Source organism: Prolixibacter sp. NT017, from assembly GCF_009617875.1.
Classification (GTDB): Bacteria; Bacteroidota; Bacteroidia; order Bacteroidales; family Prolixibacteraceae; genus Prolixibacter.
Genome location: NZ_BLAV01000001.1, coordinates 3,972,356 through 3,990,956, shown reverse-complemented (window position 1 = coordinate 3,990,956; position 18,601 = coordinate 3,972,356). Strand labels below are relative to the sequence as shown.

Annotated in this window: 10 protein-coding genes; 5 read left to right on the top strand and 5 right to left on the bottom strand. The window is 45.0% G+C overall.

All coding sequences use genetic code 11. The features are described 5' to 3' along the window. Positions 1 to 67: 67 nt before the first annotated feature. Complete coding sequence (locus tag GJU87_RS16665; protein ID WP_153640521.1) at positions 68 to 10,702, top strand: PKD domain-containing protein; 10,635 nt, start codon at positions 68 to 70, stop codon at positions 10,700 to 10,702. A gap of 8 nt (positions 10,703 to 10,710) precedes the next feature. Continuing rightward, the gene (locus GJU87_RS16660) at positions 10,711 to 11,775 is read left to right on the top strand and encodes a PorP/SprF family type IX secretion system membrane protein (protein ID WP_106540629.1); all 1,065 of its coding nucleotides are present in this window, start codon (positions 10,711 to 10,713) and stop codon (positions 11,773 to 11,775) included. Here the strand turns inward: GJU87_RS16660 and GJU87_RS16655 are convergent. Beyond that, positions 11,772 to 12,716, bottom strand: a complete 945-nt coding sequence (locus tag GJU87_RS16655; RefSeq protein ID WP_153640520.1) for a pyridoxal-phosphate dependent enzyme — start codon at positions 12,714 to 12,716, stop codon at positions 11,772 to 11,774. The two genes, GJU87_RS16660 and GJU87_RS16655, sit on opposite strands and share 4 nt — an antisense overlap. A 74-nt stretch (positions 12,717 to 12,790) precedes the next feature. Next, positions 12,791 to 13,609, bottom strand: a complete 819-nt coding sequence (locus tag GJU87_RS16650; RefSeq protein WP_153640519.1) for a carboxypeptidase-like regulatory domain-containing protein — start codon at positions 13,607 to 13,609, stop codon at positions 12,791 to 12,793. A 199-nt stretch (positions 13,610 to 13,808) separates the two neighbouring features. Here GJU87_RS16650 and GJU87_RS16645 point away from each other — a divergent pair, with 199 nt between their 5' ends. Together GJU87_RS16645 and GJU87_RS16640 are read left to right on the top strand one after the other, a co-directional pair. Further along, positions 13,809 to 14,627: a 2,3,4,5-tetrahydropyridine-2,6-dicarboxylate N-succinyltransferase gene (locus GJU87_RS16645; protein ID WP_153640518.1), complete on the top strand. Its 819-nt coding sequence runs from the start codon at positions 13,809 to 13,811 to the stop codon at positions 14,625 to 14,627. Between the two features lie 20 nt (positions 14,628 to 14,647). Beyond that, positions 14,648 to 15,223, top strand: a complete 576-nt coding sequence (locus GJU87_RS16640; protein ID WP_153640517.1) for an L-threonylcarbamoyladenylate synthase — start codon at positions 14,648 to 14,650, stop codon at positions 15,221 to 15,223. Between the two features lie 357 nt (positions 15,224 to 15,580). Here GJU87_RS16640 and GJU87_RS16635 read toward each other — a convergent pair whose 3' ends face one another. From GJU87_RS16635 to GJU87_RS16625, 3 genes are all read right to left on the bottom strand, one after another. After that, positions 15,581 to 16,291 carry a head GIN domain-containing protein gene (locus tag GJU87_RS16635; protein ID WP_153640516.1) on the bottom strand — a complete coding sequence of 237 codons (711 nt, stop codon included), beginning with the start codon at positions 16,289 to 16,291 and terminating at the stop codon, positions 15,581 to 15,583. A gap of 72 nt (positions 16,292 to 16,363) precedes the next feature. After that, the gene (gene rimM / locus GJU87_RS16630; RefSeq protein ID WP_153640515.1) at positions 16,364 to 16,906 is read right to left on the bottom strand and encodes a ribosome maturation factor RimM; all 543 of its coding nucleotides are present in this window, start codon (positions 16,904 to 16,906) and stop codon (positions 16,364 to 16,366) included. A gap of 116 nt (positions 16,907 to 17,022) precedes the next feature. Next, a complete protein-coding gene (locus tag GJU87_RS16625) occupies positions 17,023 to 17,604 on the bottom strand; it encodes a 30S ribosomal protein S16 (protein WP_106540622.1) in 582 nt (193 codons plus the stop codon). A gap of 233 nt (positions 17,605 to 17,837) precedes the next feature. Between GJU87_RS16625 and GJU87_RS16620 the strand changes: the two genes are divergently transcribed. Continuing rightward, complete coding sequence (locus GJU87_RS16620; protein ID WP_153640514.1) at positions 17,838 to 18,527, top strand: hypothetical protein; 690 nt, start codon at positions 17,838 to 17,840, stop codon at positions 18,525 to 18,527. Positions 18,528 to 18,601 lie beyond the last annotated feature (74 nt).

Below are 18,601 nucleotides of genomic sequence, written 5' to 3'. Positions count from 1 at the left end.
ATTACTTCGTTTAGAAGCAGTAGGAGCAATTAGTTCAAAAGGAGTAATTAAAGTCGGGGCAAAATTAATGGGAGCGAGACAAATTAAATCTCACAAGGGCAAGTACACCTTTTTTTTACTGCTTATATCGTTGGTGCTTTTCGGACGAAACAGCGCAAACGCTCAGGTTTGTGATCTGATTTTCCAGAAGGGTAGTAATATTAAAGTTGACGGAATTTGCGCGCCGGTTGATGTTTACTCCTTCGATGCTCAATACACGCTTTTTAGTATTAGTGGCGCCTCTTCTTTCCAGGTCGAATTCGACTGGGGAGATGGAACGGTTGATTTAGTCAATGCAACAATTGATAAATCAGGTCCTTTCCCGGTCATTAGTGCAACCGACAACCACAACTATCCTTCCCAGGTAAATGGCAGTTGTACCTACAATGCCAGTTCAACATTAATTGTTGATGGAGTTCGTTGTACCGACTCTAAGGTGCCGCAGATTGTTACGGTCTGGGACAAGGACGATTCCAATGGCGGTAACATAAGTATTTATCCTTATGAGGTACAGGTTTGTGTAGGTGAGGATACAACCATTATGTTTCATGATCAGAGTACATGGAACTGTACCGCTCCCGCTGTTGACAAGCCAAACTATCAGGATCGGATCACACAATTTACCTATGGTATCGACGATCCGGCTAACCGTATTCCAGGAATTGAGCTGAACAGACCTGATGGCTCTATTATACATATCGGAAATGGTATGGTTGCCGGAGACACCACTCATTACGGTTATATTGCTGATGGACCATACGATCCGAAAAACCGCAGTTGGTCCATTTATGTACCAAAAACAGATTCGACGGATGTTGGAAAGGTGTTTGAGATTCGCCTTGACAACTGGAACTTCTGTAATCCATATCCTGATAATGCTCCGGTTTCAGGTACTGCCCGAATTATAATTATCGATAAACCCTGGCCCAAAATCACACCCGTAAGTCCGGTTTGTAGTGCTGATGCTCCCTTCAACCTGGTTGTAACAGGTCGAAATGTAACAGGAGCGGGTACCTGGTCGGGCCCAGGAGTGAGTAACACAGGACTTTTTGATCCTTCTAAAGCCAATATCGGAAACAACCAGATTATTTATACTGAAGTCAATAATGGCGGTTGTGAGGGAATTGATACTACCTATATCACGGTAAAGCAGTCACCCAATTTGAATTTCTCGTTGTCGGATACGGAAGGATGTGAACCTTTGGTAGTTTATATGACCAATAACTCGACCAATACTGATAATTATGAATGGAACTTTGGAGACGGAACGACCTACAATACAACGACCAATGAAACTGTAAGTAACATTTATACAGTCGGTAACGGTGATGAGACTTTTACCATCACATTGAATGGTGTGAATAATAATGGATGTATCTCAACTCAAAGCAAGCAGGTTCTTGTCCACGACACACAACAAATAGGTATTGCAGCTTCGGATAGTACCATTTGTGCTCCGCAGAAAATCAAATTTTGGGCCGTTGGAGGTGGAAGCGGTTCAGTAAGTACACATAAGCGCTATTGGGATTTTAATGAGGATGGCGTAACCGATGCTACTCAGACTAATCCGATGTGGCTGTTTGATAACGTTACCGGTGAAAACGATACAGTTACGGTCCGTTTGGTTACCGAATCTCAGTATGGATGTCGGGACACCAGTTATTTGAATATCATTGTTTTCCCGAACCTGGGTGCACACAGTACGCTTGGCGATCCAATCAATATGTGTTTGGGCTCAACTGTTGAACTGAACGGAAATCCGAATACATTGATCAGTGGATTGAAGCACGATTGGAGTGGAGATACAAAATACCTGCAGGAGAGTAATCCGAATGGTCCGATTGTTCATTTCGACGGGACCGACCCGGGACTCTTCAGTGTTCGTTACATTGTTAGCACGAAAGTGTGTGCGGACACGGTTGATTTTCATTTAGATGTAGCCGACCTCAATGTCACACTTCCGGATACGGTATTTGGATGTACCGGCGAACCGTTGCAAATGGTTCCAACCATAACCGGTGGTTCGGGGAATTATGTAAATCATTCGTGGACAGGACCTGATGCTGGCTATCTGGATGATCCCAATGTGCAAAATCCGAATTTTATAGCTGGAACTCCGGGAATCTACCATCTTGATTACTCCGTTTCGGATGATGCGGGTTGCAGCGATAATGCGTCAACAGTGGTAAAGATTTTAGAGATGCCCACATCTAACGCCGGAGCGGATCAGGATACCTGTGGATTGGTAGCAGATCTGCGCGCCAATCAATCTCCGATTTATCCAGCTCATTGGGTACAGATTTCAGGTCCGGGTACATCAACTTTTACCAATACCTCAGACCCGGCAGCCGGAGTAACGGTTTCTGCATACGGGTCATACGAATTTGGATGGACCGTTGTAAATAAAACCTGTGAAGCAGTCGATACAGCTATTGTTAATTTCATTCAGATTCCTACACCAAATGCCGGACCCGATGATTCTGTATGCGGATTGCAATATAACCTTTCAGGAAGTGCGGCACTGGGTAATGGATTCTGGACCCAGGTTTCAGGTCCCGGAACTGCAACTTTCGAATTTTCAGACAGAAATAATACGCTCGTTGATGTTAGTCAGCAGGGAAGCTATGTCTTCCGTTGGACAGACGACAATGGAAACGGTTGTTCGTCATATGATGATGTGACGATTGACTTTGTCGCTTATCCAGATCCGGTCATCTCAGTACCTGATACATCTGGCTGTTCACCATACACATTGCAAATGTCCGACGGAGGAACAATCGGTGGATCCACTTATATCTGGGATTATGGTGATGGAACGCGTGATACGGTTTATACGGCCGATCCTGTGACACATACGTACCACAACACTTCGTCAGGATTGATGAATTTTGTTATTACGCTGACCATTCAGAATGGAACTTGTGAAACGGCAACACAACAGGAAATTACAGTAAAGCCTGATTTCCTAGTCGGTTCGCCTGTGCACTTTGAAGGCTGTAATCCATCAACATTCGGATTTGTAAATGCAAATCCGGGAGCGACCTGGTGGAACTGGGACTTCGGAGATGGATCAGCCAACAGTAGTCTGCAAAGTCCGTCCCATACTTTTACCAGTCCTACCGGAAATGACACGACATTCGTGGTTCGGCTTACGGGTGAATCTTCATTTGGTTGTATCGATACCGTCGACAATACGGTAACCGTGTATCAGCGTGCAGTAGCTGCGTTCTCTGCTTCCGATACAGTGGGTTGTAATCCGTTGGCTGTTGATTTTACAAACCAATCTCAACATGCCGATCAGTATCTGTGGACTTTCGACGATGGTATGAGCAGTTTGGACACAGATCCATCACATACTTTTTCGAATGGAACGGATACAAATGCTTCTTTCAGAGTCCGTTTGATTGCAACGAACAGTAGTAGTTGTTCAGATACAGCTTTTCAGAACATTCTGGTACATCCGATTCCGGTGACCAGCTTTGATATGGATTACCTGCCGGGATGTAGTCCGGTTACGGCAACCTTTACAAACAAAACTACCGGAGCCATCAAGTATTTATGGGATTTTGACGATGGTCAGACGAGTACTGATTTTAACACGACACATGATTTCATCAACGATTCTACATACATTAGGTATTTCCGGGTACGCTTGATTGCAACCAATACGTATGGTTGTATTAATAGTCTGATGAGGGAAGTAACGGTTTACCCGACGCAACATTTCGATTTCAGTATCTTACCGGATACAGTCTGTTCACCTGCCAATGTAATAATGGTAGCCGATCCGGGAGCTTACACCTATACCTGGGACTTTGGTGACGGAACGGTGAATCCAAGCAATAAATACCTGGCATCCCATACGTATACGAATTCAACGGGAGCAGATGCAGTTTATACTGTTAAATTGAACAGCTCTTCCTTCTATGGTTGTAAGGACTCGACAACTCACCAGATGCTCGTAAAGCCGGAAGTGAAAGCGGATATCACATTGTCAGACAACTATGGATGCGATCCGTTAGTTGTTAATATTCAGAACAATTCACTGAATGGTGACTATTTCTATTGGGACTATGGTGATGGCAGAAAAGATACAACGGGTTATGCAGCCAACTACAGTGTCACGTATACGAATCCGAATTTAACTCCGGTAGTATATAACCTGAAACTTGTAGTTGAGTCAGCAGAAGGATGCCGTGACTCAGTGAGTTACCCAATTCAGGTGTTGCCAGGTGTAACCGCAGGTTTTTCTGTCGATACCGTTGGTTGTTCTCCATTGGTGGCTGACTTCATCAATACAGCCACCGGTGCTTACACGATGCACTGGGATTTTGGGGATGGGACAGTTGATGATACCAATTTCAATCCGCAGCATATTTACAACGCCACCGGTAATGCAGAAAGTCAGTTTACTGTCATGCAGGTTGCCCGCTCATCAGGCGGATGTCTCGATACCGCTTACGCTACCATGCATGTATATCCAGTTGACAAAGTGTACTTTAATATTAGCGATACAACTGGCTGTACCCCGTTGAATACGACATTACACAATACTTCGCCGGATGGTGTTTCGTATGAAGTGGACTACGGAGATGGAACGACAGAAACATTGACAACGACCACCGATCTAACGCACCAATATCTTAACACAGGGACATCGCCGCAGACCTATAACCTGGTGGTAAAATCGACCAACTCATTTGGTTGCCAGGATTCTGTGGTGAAGAGTATTGTGGTTTACCCGAATGTTACTGCTTCGTTTACCGCGGATACAGCTGGGTGTGCTCCGTTTGTGGTTGACTTTACCAATACATCAACTGGTGCATTCTCGTATGAATGGGATTTCGGTGACGGAGGATCAAAAGAATATGTGAAAGATCCTGTTAGGATATTTAACAATTATGGTCTCAGCGATACAATATATAATGTTTCGTTGGCAGCTACTTCATTGTATGGTTGTTCGGACACGGCGCACCAGGCATTCCTGGTAGCTCCGGCACCGGTTGCCGATCTGAATGCTCCAAATTATACGGGATGTTCGCCGTTTACTTTCGAAGGAACAAACGCATCGACAGGAGCGACCACTTATTACTGGGATTTTGGTGATGGAGCAACGCAAACAACCAACAGTTTGGGTAATATATCACATTTATATACGAACAATACAACGACACCGGTTACTTACAACCTGAAGTTGAAGGCAGTTAATTCGCTGGGCTGTAGTGATTCTCTTACGGTGTCGATTAGGGTACTTCCCAAAGTAACTGCAGATTTTGCACCGGATACAACCGGATGTTCCATTCTTGACGTACAGTTCAGGAACTTGTCAACAAATGCGCAGCAGTTCGAATGGGATTTCGGAGATGGTTCGGGGATAAACTACACAGCGGATCCATCGCATCGTTATGAAACTGCACCAGGAGTGGATGCGGTGAACCCTGTTCAGTTGGTTTCCAAGTCCTACTACGGTTGTTCCGATACAATCACAAAAAATGTAACTGTACTGGGAAGTCCGCAAGCCAACTTTTCGATGGCGGTAACCAATGTTTCTGGCAGTACTACTACAGTAGACTTTACCAATATGTCTGCTGGTGCAATTAGTTATGTTCTGGATTACGGGGATGGCAACACAGTAACGCTGGGAAGCGGCTGGACGACTGCTACACACGATTTTGTCTCACCGAATGCCACGACGAGCTATAATATTACTTTGACAGCAACCTCAGCCTCTGGTTGTACCGATGCTGTTACGCAGATATTGGATACGGATAGTCCGCCAATCATTGCCTTCGATCCTGATACGGCTGATTGTAGTCCGGTTGTAGTTCAGTTTAGAAATAGTTCAACTTACGCAACTTCTTACACCTGGAAGTTTGGAGACGGTACACCCGAAGTGCACCTGACCAATCCCAAGCATACGTTTGAAAATAACGGAACAACCGACCAAACGTATACTGTGTGGTTAATAGGAACTACGCCTTACGGAAGAACTGATTCTGTGTCACATACAGTTACAGTTTATGCGAATCCACAAGCCAGTTTTAATACGCCGATTGTTTCGGGGTGTTCTCCATTCGATGCCGTATTTGAGAACAATTCGACAGGAGCAGCTACATACGATTGGGACTTTGGAGATGGAAGTACCTCAAACGACGCTTCAGCAACAGTATCCCACACTTACGTGAATGGAACAACATATCCGGAAAGTTATCAGGTGACTTTGACTGTTACCAGCGCAAATGGCTGTACAAGTACAGCGAATGACAATGTACTGGCAACGCCGGGAGTGCAGGCTGCTTTTACATCTGCGACAGATGGTTGTGCCCCGTTGAATGTTCAGTTTGAGAATAATTCTGTGGGAGCATATTATTATTTGTGGGATTTTGGTGATGGCAGTTCACCATCTTCACAAATGAATCCAAGTCACACCTTCTATAACCTGACAGACAGGGATACGGTTTACACCGTTAAGATGGTGGCCTACACAGCAGGCGGTTGTAAAGATAGTCTGACGGAAAATATCACAGTTTACGGAACTCCGAATATCGATCTGACCTATTCAGCAACTAACGGATGTGCTCCTTTTAATGTCGAGATTACGGATAATTCGACTCCGGGAACTACCATGACCTGGGACTGGGGTGATGGTTCTCCTTTGCAGGTAACAACCGCTCCTACGAATATTACTCATACCTATGCGAATACCACGTTGCAATCAATAAGTCGGCGAATGAAGGTGACAGCCACTTCGCCATACGGTTGCGAATCAATCAGTGAGCACGTCTTTGTCGTTTATCCGCAGGTGACGGCTGGTTTTAATATGAATCCGACCGTAGGCTGTTCACCGTTGAGCGTTCAGTTTACCAATACTGCTTTGGCTGAATCATATCTCGATTGGGACTTTGGCGACGGGAGTAATGCTACCTCTGCCAATCCGCAGCATGTATTTGTGAATACCAGCAATCTGCTCGATCAGGTTTTCAATGTAAGACAGATTGCTACGTCGGTGAATGGTTGCGCGGACACATTGCAACAGGCTGTAACGGTTCACCCTGCTCCGGAAATTAAAGTAAGTGTGAGTGATACCGTGGGTTGTGCGCCATTGACGGTGCGTGTGGATAATCTGTCATTGTCCGGTCAGGCCTATACCGTGAAATATGGTGACGGAGTAACTGAGACTATTAACAGTGGAGGTTATGCTACTCATACCTATACCGCTTCACATGCGGCTGAGCAGTTCTATAAAATGGTTATTAAGGGAGATAATCCTTTCGGATGTACTGATTCTATTGTTAAAAATATTCATCTCTATCCGACGGTTACAGCTGATTTCGTTAGTGATACTCAAGGCTGTTCTCCGCTGCCTGTCCGGTTCCAGAACACATCACAAGGAGCTTTCAGTTATGAGTGGCGTTTTGATGATGGAAGCACTGATTATACAGAGAATCCGGTCCGGGTTTTTGAAAACACAACTCCAAATGATTCAATCAATACGGTACAGTTAGTAGCTTATAATAATTATGGCTGTTCCGATACGACTTCGCAAAACATAACAGTATCTCCATCGCCCGTTGCGGATATCACCGTTTCCTCTGCTGAAGGTTGTGCGCCTTTTACTGTGAACGTTACCAATAATTCGTATTTGGGATATACCTTCCACTGGGTTTACGGTGATGGTACCGATGAATACAAATCAGCCGGCGAATCGGCTACCCATACCTATGAGAACACAGGTGTAACGCCGGTATACTACGACCTGAAGCTTGTAGTGGAAACGCTGAATGGTTGCCGCGACTCGGTTATTCGGAAAATAACTGTTCTTCCGGAAGTGAAGACTGCCATGGTACTCGATACAATTGGATGTTCACCACTGTTTACTACTCTCCAGAACCTGACAACCGGTGCACAACAGTTTGTTTGGGATTATGGTGATGGCACACCAATTTCAACGGCATATAATCCTTCACATACATTTGTGAATATGTCAACGACCAATGATACCATCTATACCGTAAAACTGGTGGCCAAATCATTCTACGGATGTGAGGATTCCACTTACCAGGATGTTGCGGTTCTCGCTTCGCCGCATGCTGATTTCACTGTTGACAAGACGACCGGTTGCGGTCCGTTGGATATTCAGTTGGAAAACCAATCAGTTGGTGGTGTTACCTACACCGTTAAGTACGGCGATGGAACTGAGGAAAACATAGCAGAGGGCGCCATCGTAAATCATACCTATCACAATACGACCAGTCAGGCAATCAGTTACTCGTTGCGGGTGCTTGTTGAAAGTGCCACCGGATGTGTGGACTCAATGGCAACACGCATCGAGGTATTGCCCGAGCTCAACGCAGCTTTTAGCAGTGACTCGATCGGTTGTGCTCCTTTGGGAATCAGGTTTAACAATGAGTCCAGTGGTGCTACTGCTTATCAATGGGATTTTGATGATGGTTCGGCGGTAGAAAACTTTACCAGCCCGTATCACCTCTTTGATAATTCTTCTCTGGCAGATACAATATATAATGTAAAACTTCTGGCCTATTCACCCTACGGATGTGTGGATTCGACCATGAAAGACATTACAGTGCATCCAACACCTAACGCAGATATTTCGGCGATTGATGTTGAGGGTTGTACGCCGTTTGATGCGATGTTCTCGAACCATACAACCGGAGCAGACAGCTACGCGTGGGACTTTGGCGATGGAACAACCTCCACTACTTCAGATACATTGGTTAACCACACCTATGTGAATGCGAATCCAATGGTTCAGAGCTACCACATCTGGGTAAAAGCTTCCAATAACTTTGGTTGTTCGGATGATGCATATGAAAGCGTTCAGGTAAATCCATTTGTGAAGGCAGCATTCTCTGCCGATACTGTCGGTTGTTCGCCATTGACACTGGATTTTAAGAATTTGTCGGAAGGCGCTTACTCTTATGAGTGGTACTTTGGCGACGGTTCAGGCGTATACCGTTCTACCAACCCAAGTCACACGTTTGTTAATAGTTCGCAGGAAGATACCATCTTCCATGTGATGCTGATTTCTATGTCGAGGTATGGCTGTTCTGATACCGCCAGGATGGATATCCGGGTATATCCGACACCAGTAGCAAGTTTTAGCGTCAATTCATTGGGAGGTTGTGCCCCTTATACGTTGGAAATAACCAATCAGTCGGTTGGTGCTGAAAATTATCTCTGGAAATTCGGTGATGGTACAACTTCGACAGATGATGAAGAAAACTTCACACACGACTATCTTAATAGCGGACAGACAACCGTATCATATCCATTAACACTTCAGGTGGAAAATGAGATTGGTTGTAAATCTTCATATACCGCCGACATCGAGGTACACCCGATGGTTGCAGCCGACTTCCAGCCGGGTAAAAATGAAGGTTGTAGCCCGGTAACTGTAAGTTTCTCGAATTTGTCGACGGGTGGTGCAACGTATTACTGGGATTTCGCAGATGCTAGTTATTCAAGTGAATTCCAGCCAAGACATACTTTCGTGAATACGACATCGAAAGATTCCGTATTCATGGTGCAGTTGGTGGCAACTTCGGTGAATGGTTGTACTGATACCATTAGTAAATCGATACTTGTACACCCGACTCCACAAACGGCTTTCTCTGTCGATCCACAGGTGCAGACCTTCCCGGATAAAACGGTTCAAATAACAAACGAAACGCCAGGAGGTCCCTGGGATTATGTCTGGAACTTTGGGGATATGACCGAAGAAGTAGAAGGTGATGTAACATCTCACGATTTTGAAGAGCCAGGAAACTATGATATTACGCTTACCGCCAGCAGCGATTTCTGTTCGCAAAAAGTTGTTCAGCGCGTAACAGTATTGGCTGGACCACCATCAGCAGTGTTTGAACCTGATACAGCAGGATGTCCACCGCTGCGCGTGCAATTTAGAAACCGATCGGAAAATGGTTTCCGGTATGTCTGGGACTTTGGAGATGGAAACTACTCGACGCAAAAAACTCCCGATCATACATTCTTTGCTGAAGGTACTTATAATGTGCACCTGCAGGTATTTAATCAGGTTGGCGATGTTGCCGAATCAGAGAAGCAGATTGTTGTTTATCCTGCAGTAAGAGCCTATTTTAACTTGTATCCAAGCAGGGTGAAAATCCCGGGAGAGAAAGTAAGTTTTTCCAACTTCTCGGAGAATGCCGACAACTATTTATGGGATTTTGGTGATGGTGATACATCGACGGTGTACGAACCGGAGCATGAATATCAGAAAGAGGGAGTATTCCCGGTTACCTTGATTGCTACTTCTAAATTCGGTTGTGTCGACACGTTTACGGTATCACAGGGAGTTGAGACTTATAGTGACGCAAAGGTTTCGGTACCCAATGCCTTTATGCCAAGTAAAGATGGTCCAAACGGAGGTAAGTACACTCCGGGTGATCGATATAATCATGTGTTCTATCCTGTTGTTGCAAAGGGAGATATAGAACAGTACCAGATGCAGATTTTTAATCGTTGGGGTAACCTGATGTTCCTGTCTAATGATATCGATATTGGCTGGGATGGATACTACAACGGAGAGCTTGCTTCTCCCGGAGTTTACATCTGGCGTATAAAATGTACATTTAAAGATGGATCGCAAATAATTAAAGCGGGGGATGTTACGTTATTGCAGTAGTATATGGTATGCCAGGGATGATAAAACGCATTGTATTCATATTGCTACTGCAGGTGTTTCTGCTTGGAACAAAATCTTATGCACAGGATCCGCACTTTTCCCAATTCTATGCAGCGCCTACTTTTATGAGTCCGTCACTGGCGGGCTCGACAGGTGGAGTGCGTTTAGTCAGCAATTATCGAAACCAATGGCCGGGTATCAAACAGGCATACCACTCGTATGCCGTTTCAGCCGACATGTATGTAAATAAATACCGGAGTGGTTTTGGAGCTATTATGGTAACCGATCAGGCTGGATCTGCTGATTATAATACGACCTACCTTGGCTTGCAATATTCATATCGGATTCAGTTAGGAGAAAATCTACAGTTCATTCCGGGACTCCAATTCACGTTAGGACAGATGAGTTTGAACAGGAATAAACTGATTTTTCCTGATGGATTGGTAAATGGAGGACAGTCGAGTGGCGATGCTTATTTAGCTGCGACCAAGGCAAATTACCTCGACTTTAATACTTCACTTTTCCTCTATTCAAGAAAATACTGGATAGGAACAACGGTGGAACATATGATGCAACCCAGCTATTCCTTTTTGGATGATCAGGCCAGGACGCCGATGAAGATGGTGGTATTTGGAGGAATGAATGTCTGGAGGGAACGAGTCAGTCGTATTGAAGAACCACGGAGGGCTGCATTTTGCTATCGCTATGAGCGCCAACACAATTTTAATCAGCTTGATTTTGGTGCTTATTGGTATAGCCGTTCATTGGAGTTCGGTGCCTGGTGGCGGGGAATTCCGGTTTTTAAGAACGAAAATCTGGGAACACACTATCTCGATAACGATGCCATTGTGTTAAGTGCAGCACTGGTGACCGGCTCATTCCGATTTGGCTACAGTTACGATATCCAAACTTCTGACCTGGCCGGCTTTGGTGGTGGCGCCCATGAAATCTCCATCATCATCGAGTTTGGCGATATTTTTGGCTGTGGGGCAAAGTACCTCGATTGCTTTACCAAGCGTGCCGGCCTGCATTTCAACAAGGAGCAACCCCGTAACCTGAAGATTTATTACTAAAAAGGAAGTTTGCCTAAATCGACATTGCCTCCCGAAAGGATGATACCAATTTTTTGTCCGTCAGGTTGAATTTTCTTTTCCAGCAAGGCTGCTACCGGAACGGCGGAAGAGGGTTCGATGATAATCTTCATCCGTTCCCAAATCATGCGCATGGCTTCCACGATGGCTTCTTCCGAGACCGTGACAATGTCGTCGACGGATTGCTGAATAATAGCGAAATTCATCTCGCCCAGTGACGTCAGAAGTCCATCAGCAATAGTGTTTGGATTGGTCGAGGGAATGATGTGTCCCGCACGAAATGAGCGGTAAGCATCGTCGGCACCGGCCGGCTCAGCTGCAACAACACGGCAACCGGGCAATAAAGCTTTCGCGGAAAGTGCAGTTCCGGATAACAATCCGCCACCACCCACCGGCGTCATAATGATATCCAACTCCTCTACATCTTCAATTAACTCTTTGGCAGCTGTTCCCTGTCCTGAAATCACCCGGAAGTTATTGTACGGATGAATTTCAGTAATGCCATGTTCGTCAATGAGCTTCTGGAGGGTTGTTTCCCGTGCTTCAAGGGTGGGAGCGCAGTAAGTAATTTCGGCTCCGTAGCCCGCCACCGCTTTTTTCTTGATGTCGGGAGCAGTGACCGGCATGACAATCCGCGCTTTGATTCCACGTAAGCGTGATGCCAGAGCCACCGCTGCCGCGTGGTTCCCTGATGAATGCGTTCCAACGCCTTTTGATGCTTCTTCTTCCGTAAGGGAAAAAACAGCATTGCAGGCACCGCGAAATTTGAAGGCACCTACTTTCTGGAAGTTTTCACATTTGAAAAACAGTTCTGCCCCCAGCAAGCGATTAACACTCTCGCTAGTGAGAACTGGCGTGCGGTGAATGTATGGCTGAATGCGCTCGTGCGCTTCTTTTATGTCCTCAAAAGTTGGAAGAATCATAGCTGAACGGATTTTTCAATAAAAATAGGAATCCATTCCGGTTCTCAAAACGACATTACCGCTACTCTCTCAAATTAATTGCTAATGGAATCGTTGGACATTTTTTCGGTCTTGAATTGCTTGAACAGTTCCCGGATGCGTTGGTCTACTTCCAGGCTGGTGGCACTATAATACAAGTTCATGTTAACATTGCAGTAAACCATGAAATCGTCAAGCGTATCTCCCTCTAGACCGGTAATGTTGTGCACGATGTCGCGGTTGTAAACCAGCTTGAATTTATCCCACTGCTGCTCGGTAATAATGGCCGCCATGGCTTTTCGCTTGCTCTTTTCGCGTTTATTCAGCTTATAGTGAAGAAAAGAGAGTGGCGAAAAAATCGCAGAAGTCCAATGGGGCTTCTTGTTAAAATCATCACTGCGCAATTCTATCGGCACTTTCGATTTGTTTCCCTGGGGAACACCGTACAAGTCCAGTTTCTGGTTTTTACCGGTTACTTCCACTTCGCCGACGAGGTACCTGATAGGATTCATTTTATAAATGACCACCTGTTTGTTTTTCTTGAGATAATCGGCCACGATGATTTTCATGGTTTTAAAACCCATGGCGTTCACCGTAAGGGTATCGGACGGATCGGCCTGAAGGGAGAAAATACCGTTCTTATCGGAAATCGTTCCTCCATGCACACGCTGATTGATAATATGGGCATAAGGAACAATGTCTCCCGATTCTGCATCAATCAGTTTACCGGACACCTGTTTCATGTCTTCCGGAAAGTAGACTTGCGCCTTGACTTGTGATACCGAAATGAGTAATAATGCAAAGAACAAAACGAGTCGTTGCAACGTTCGGATGTATGGATTTTCAGTATGATATATAAATCTTGCCTTGTGCATAATTGCTTCCTGATAGCTTCCCAATCCTGCTTTCCTACTGCGAAGGGAACGTGTTATTTCAAATTGGACATTAACCAATAGATGCAGGCAAGATACAAAACGTTGGTTACGATTTGAAAGTTGCCGAAATCAAATAGGCAGGGAGGTTGGTTTTTTTCCGGAACCGGAATATGTATTTTTGTGATTTAAAACGAATATTATGTGGGATAAGTACATCGAAACGATTGAAGCAGCCTGGGAAGATCGCTCTTTGCTGCAGAAAGAAGATACGCAAAACTGCATCCGTGAGGTAATTGAGATGCTCGACAAGGGCAAGGTGCGGGTTGCCGAGAAAAATGGTGACGAGTGGGTTGTCAACCAGTGGGTGAAAAAAGCGGTGATTCTCTATTTCCCGATTCAGGGGATGGAAACCATCGAAGTGGGTTCGCTGGAGTTTCATGATAAAATTGCCACCAAGAAAAATTACAAGGAACTCGGCGTTCGCGTGGTTCCTCATGCGGTAGCCCGTTATGGTTCATTCCTGTCGAAAGGAGCGATCCTGATGCCATCATACGTGAATATTGGTGCTTGGGTAGGCGAGAACACGATGGTCGATACCTGGGCCACGGTAGGTAGTTGCGCGCAGATTGGTTCGAATGTCCATCTTTCCGGAGGTGTAGGCATCGGCGGCGTGTTGGAGCCGGTAGGTGCTACTCCTGTTATCATCGAGGACAATTGCTTCGTCGGTTCGCGTTGTATTGTGGTCGAAGGTGTTCGAGTGGAAGAAGGAGCGGTACTCGGAGCGAACGTGGTGCTGACTAAATCAACCAAAATTTACGACGTAACCGGTGAGGAGGAAGTGGAATATAAAGGTTACATTCCGGCAAATTCGGTAGTTATTCCGGGTACCCGGATGAAAAAATTCCCTGCCGGGGAATATGGAGTTCCCTGTGCACTGATCATCGGTAAACGCAAGCCATCTACCGATTTGAAAACATCGCTCAATGACGCACTCCGTGAGTATGGAGTTTCGGTTTAATATTGAAAATAGGACATTACATGGAATCTGATTTTCGGGAAGATATCCGGCAGGCCCTCGAGGTATTGAAAAAAGGTGGCATCATTCTTTACCCCACCGATACCATCTGGGGAATCGGTTGCGATGCGACCAACGCTGAAGCGGTTGCCCGGGTTAGCGAGTTGAAAAAACGGGAAAGTTCCAGAAGTATGTTGGTGCTGATGGAAAATCCCAATTTGCTGAATTCGTACATTGAGGAAGTGCCGGAAGTTGCCTGGGATTTGATTGACGTAGCGGACAAACCGTTGACGATTGTATATCCGGGAGCCAAAAATCTGGCGAAGAATCTGATTGCCGAAGACGGAAGCATTGGCATCCGAATAACAGAGGAGCCATTTACACAGCAACTGATTCAGCGCTTCCACAAGCCGCTTGTCTCAACCTCGGCAAATATCAGTGGCGAGCCGTCGCCGGCATTCTTCGATGAGGTGGCTCCGGAGATAATAGAAGGAGTTGATTACGTTGTGCAGTACCGGCAGGATGAGCGGATGCCCTCTTCTCCTTCCAGTGTCATCAAGCTGGGAGTCGGCGGAGAAGTTCAGATTCTTCGAAAATAGAATATTGATTGAGTGGGAAAAACAGGACATATAAGCCGGAACACTGAAGCATTTTCACCGAAAGGTTTTAATGTTTTTGAGAGGATATAGAGACGTAATTTTAGGCGGTCGGTATTTTTTTAAATAAAGTCCGGACTTTTTTAAAAAAGATAAGGACCCTCTTTCAATCAGATCGGGACCTTCTTTCAACAAAGTCCCGATCTCGTTGGAAAAAGATCGGGACCTCATTGCAAAAATATACGGACCTGTTTTAAACGAGGTCCGTATGTTATAAAAGAACAAGTGGTGATTCCGGGAAAAAACAAAGGCCGCCTCGTTTGAGACAGCCTCTTTTCTTTCGGTATTGTAGTGGTTTTATTAACGTCCTTTCTTGAATCCACCGGAACCGCTAACGTTAGAATCGATCTGCGGATTTCCATCGTAACGGACAGTTCCGGAACCAATCACTCTCACCTTGAGTTGGTCGGTAGCATACACATCGCAATCGCCCGAGCCGGAAATTTTCACATCCACATTCTTTGCCTTCAGTTCGGATGCTTTGATGTCGCCTGAACCGGAGATAGCTGCTTCGAATGAATCGGATGTATCGCTGCCTTCCAGGTAAATATCGCCAGAACCGGAAACAGCGGCCGATACTTTTTCAGCGCTTAAATCTGTCAGTTTGATATCGCCGCTACCGCTGACCACTAAATCCAGAATACGCGAAGTAATTTCATCATCCGATAGAATTGAACCAGAACCGGAAACCGAGAGTGCATCGATTTGGGGAATCGTAATGTAAATATCTATTTTACCGGGATTCCAGCTTTTGAACCAAGAGTCAGTGGTACTGAATCGAATCACCAGTTTGCGATCTTTTACTTCGGTTATGAGTTTATTGATGGTGGAAGCCTTGGCTTTTATTTCCACCGACTGGTTATCACCCTGCATGAGATGAACATCGCCGCTTACTCTTAGAGAAATTTCTGTAAATGGCGGGAGTGTACGTTTATCAGTTTCCTGGGCTTTGGCACTTATGTTCCAGGCGAAAGCCAGAACAACCATAAGCGAAAAAATCTTTGCTGTCATTGGATCTTTCTTTTTTGGTTATATAAGTATTGACGCGTAAGTTGGCCTAAAGTTGCACTTCTTCCGAAAAAATTATTCCAGGTAAAGCTCAATCAAACCTTCCGGGCAAATCAATTTGAGCTGACGGCTGGCTTCATCCATTTCGGTCAGCACATCATCAGAGAGCGGAATTAATACTTCGTTTTCACGGAAAATAACCGTAATAACCAGGTTTCCGGAATAATCGTCGACGTGTACAACTTTTCCCAACAAGCCATGTTTCTGATCGATTACTTCGTAACCCATCAGCATGGAAGGAGAAGCTTCCTCTTCGGGTTCAATAATTTCATCGGTAAATACAAAAACAGCACATCCGGTAAATTCACGTGCCTGTTCCTGCGAAGCAATTTCGTCGAAATGGATGATGGCGCTGTCGTTACCACGATAACGAAAGCCATCTTCACTGATAAAGAAAGGAACCAATCCTCCGTCGATTTCCAGGAAAAGATATTCCGCTTCTTCCAGGGTCAGGTCGAATTGTTCCTCGAAATGCATGGTAAAGCTACCATCCAATCCGTGTGTTTTCTGTAAATAACCAATCGATGTACAATCTTCTTTAACGATAGCCCTCATCATTTATTAAAAGTCGTTAGATGTCCGGATAAGTTACATAAAAAAAGCGACGGCCTAAAAGACCCTCGCTTTGTATTTCTTTTTCCCAACGTCGAAGTCGGAGCAAAGAAATGAAAACCTTATTCTTCGGTTTTCTCTTCGGCGCTGTCATCAGCGGCAGGCTCTTCCGGAGCAGCTTCTGCTTCTTCCGATGCTTCCTCTGCAGCTTCTTCAGCGTTGGCGGCTTCAGCTTCGGCAGCCATTTCTGCGTTGCGCTTGGCAATCTCTGCAGCGCGGGCTTCGCTAACTTTAGCTTCAGCTTCCAGCCTTGTTTTGTATGCTTCGTCAGATTCAGCAGCTAACCGATCAACTTTAGCCTGGATTTTGGCTTCTTTTTCCTTCATCCATGCTTCAAAACGTTTTTCAGCTTCTGCTTCGTCGAAAGCACCCTTTTTCACACCATCCAACAGGTGTTTCTTCATCAGTACACCGCGGTACGAAAGAATCGCACGAGCAGTATCGGTTGGTTGGGCGCCTTTTTGTAGCCAGTCAAGAGCTTTGTCAAAATCAAGCTCTACTGTAGCAGGATTTGTGTTCGGATTGTAAGAACCAATCCTTTCGATGTATCGACCATCCCGTGGCGCCCTGCTATTTGCTACCACAATGTGGTAGTAAGCATGTCTCTTACGACCATGCCTTGCTAAACGAATCTTTACTGGCATAAGAAATTACAATTAGTATTTGAAAATTTTAAATGCTCGGCAAAGTTACAACAATATTTTAATTCTGAAATACCCGTTCTGTGGTTTTCAAATGATTAGGAGAGAACAAATATCAATCGAGGTTCGACGAACGTTTTGAGAGAATTTCTGATAAAAAACGTAATTTTATTGCAACGTTTTCTCCCGAACATCATCTTATTCAATAGTACAATAGTAAAATCAAATACATATTTATGAAAAGATTGCATGTGTTATTAAGTGTTGGATTGATACTGATGGGATTAGCATCGTGTAATAAAAAGTCCAAGCCGGATTATACAACTACAGTAGATGTATTCTCACAGACAAAAGTATACAATAACGATACCGTCCACGGGATTGTCTATTCTGCGATAACCCTGGCATCGGCAGCCAGTGTTGAGGTGCAGACACCCGACGGGCAGACGGTTCCGCTTGACAGTTATGATGGCAGTGGTTATTCTTACTACCTGCAAACTCCCGATTCGGAAATGACTTCGACCGTTCCGGTTCCGGGAACTTACACCTTTTCGGTTAATTTCAGCGATGGGATGACGGCCACGGAAACCAATGATTTGACAAGTGAGTTCCTCTATCCTCCGCATATTACCATAGCCGAATATCAGGCAGATGCAAGCAGTGTACATCTGAAGTGGGATAAAGTGGCCAATGCCGATGGTTACCAGGTAAAGGTTTTTAGCGGTGATACGCAGGTATATAATATTGCACCTTTTGCAGGGGGAGCAGGACAGGATACCGTTGAGTTAAGTATCCCGACATCTTATTTATCGGGCTATGTACCGGGTACACTGAAATTCGAAGTTATTGCCCTGAAATTTGAAACATCGGCCTATACGAGTATTCAAACCATTTCGACCACCGACAGGGAAATTACGATTAACTAATAATTGTTTAACAGGATATATGAAGGGAGGCCGGTGGGTTCTCCCTTTTTTTATGCGTTGCTTTTTCCAAAGTA

What these genes read in the sequence shown, in the direction of transcription:
- GJU87_RS16665 (WP_153640521.1), top strand. Translation starts at nt 68, where the DNA reads ATGGGAGCGAGACAAATTAAATCTCACAAGGGCAAGTACACCTTTTTT.
- GJU87_RS16660 (WP_106540629.1), top strand. Translation starts at nt 10,711, where the DNA reads ATGCCAGGGATGATAAAACGCATTGTATTCATATTGCTACTGCAGGTG.
- GJU87_RS16655 (WP_153640520.1), bottom strand. Translation starts at nt 12,716, where the DNA reads ATGATTCTTCCAACTTTTGAGGACATAAAAGAAGCGCACGAGCGCATT.
- GJU87_RS16650 (WP_153640519.1), bottom strand. Translation starts at nt 13,609, where the DNA reads ATGCACAAGGCAAGATTTATATATCATACTGAAAATCCATACATCCGA.
- GJU87_RS16645 (WP_153640518.1), top strand. Translation starts at nt 13,809, where the DNA reads ATGTGGGATAAGTACATCGAAACGATTGAAGCAGCCTGGGAAGATCGC.
- GJU87_RS16640 (WP_153640517.1), top strand. Translation starts at nt 14,648, where the DNA reads ATGGAATCTGATTTTCGGGAAGATATCCGGCAGGCCCTCGAGGTATTG.
- GJU87_RS16635 (WP_153640516.1), bottom strand. Translation starts at nt 16,291, where the DNA reads ATGACAGCAAAGATTTTTTCGCTTATGGTTGTTCTGGCTTTCGCCTGG.
- rimM (WP_153640515.1), bottom strand. Translation starts at nt 16,906, where the DNA reads ATGATGAGGGCTATCGTTAAAGAAGATTGTACATCGATTGGTTATTTA.
- GJU87_RS16625 (WP_106540622.1), bottom strand. Translation starts at nt 17,604, where the DNA reads ATGCCAGTAAAGATTCGTTTAGCAAGGCATGGTCGTAAGAGACATGCT.
- GJU87_RS16620 (WP_153640514.1), top strand. Translation starts at nt 17,838, where the DNA reads ATGAAAAGATTGCATGTGTTATTAAGTGTTGGATTGATACTGATGGGA.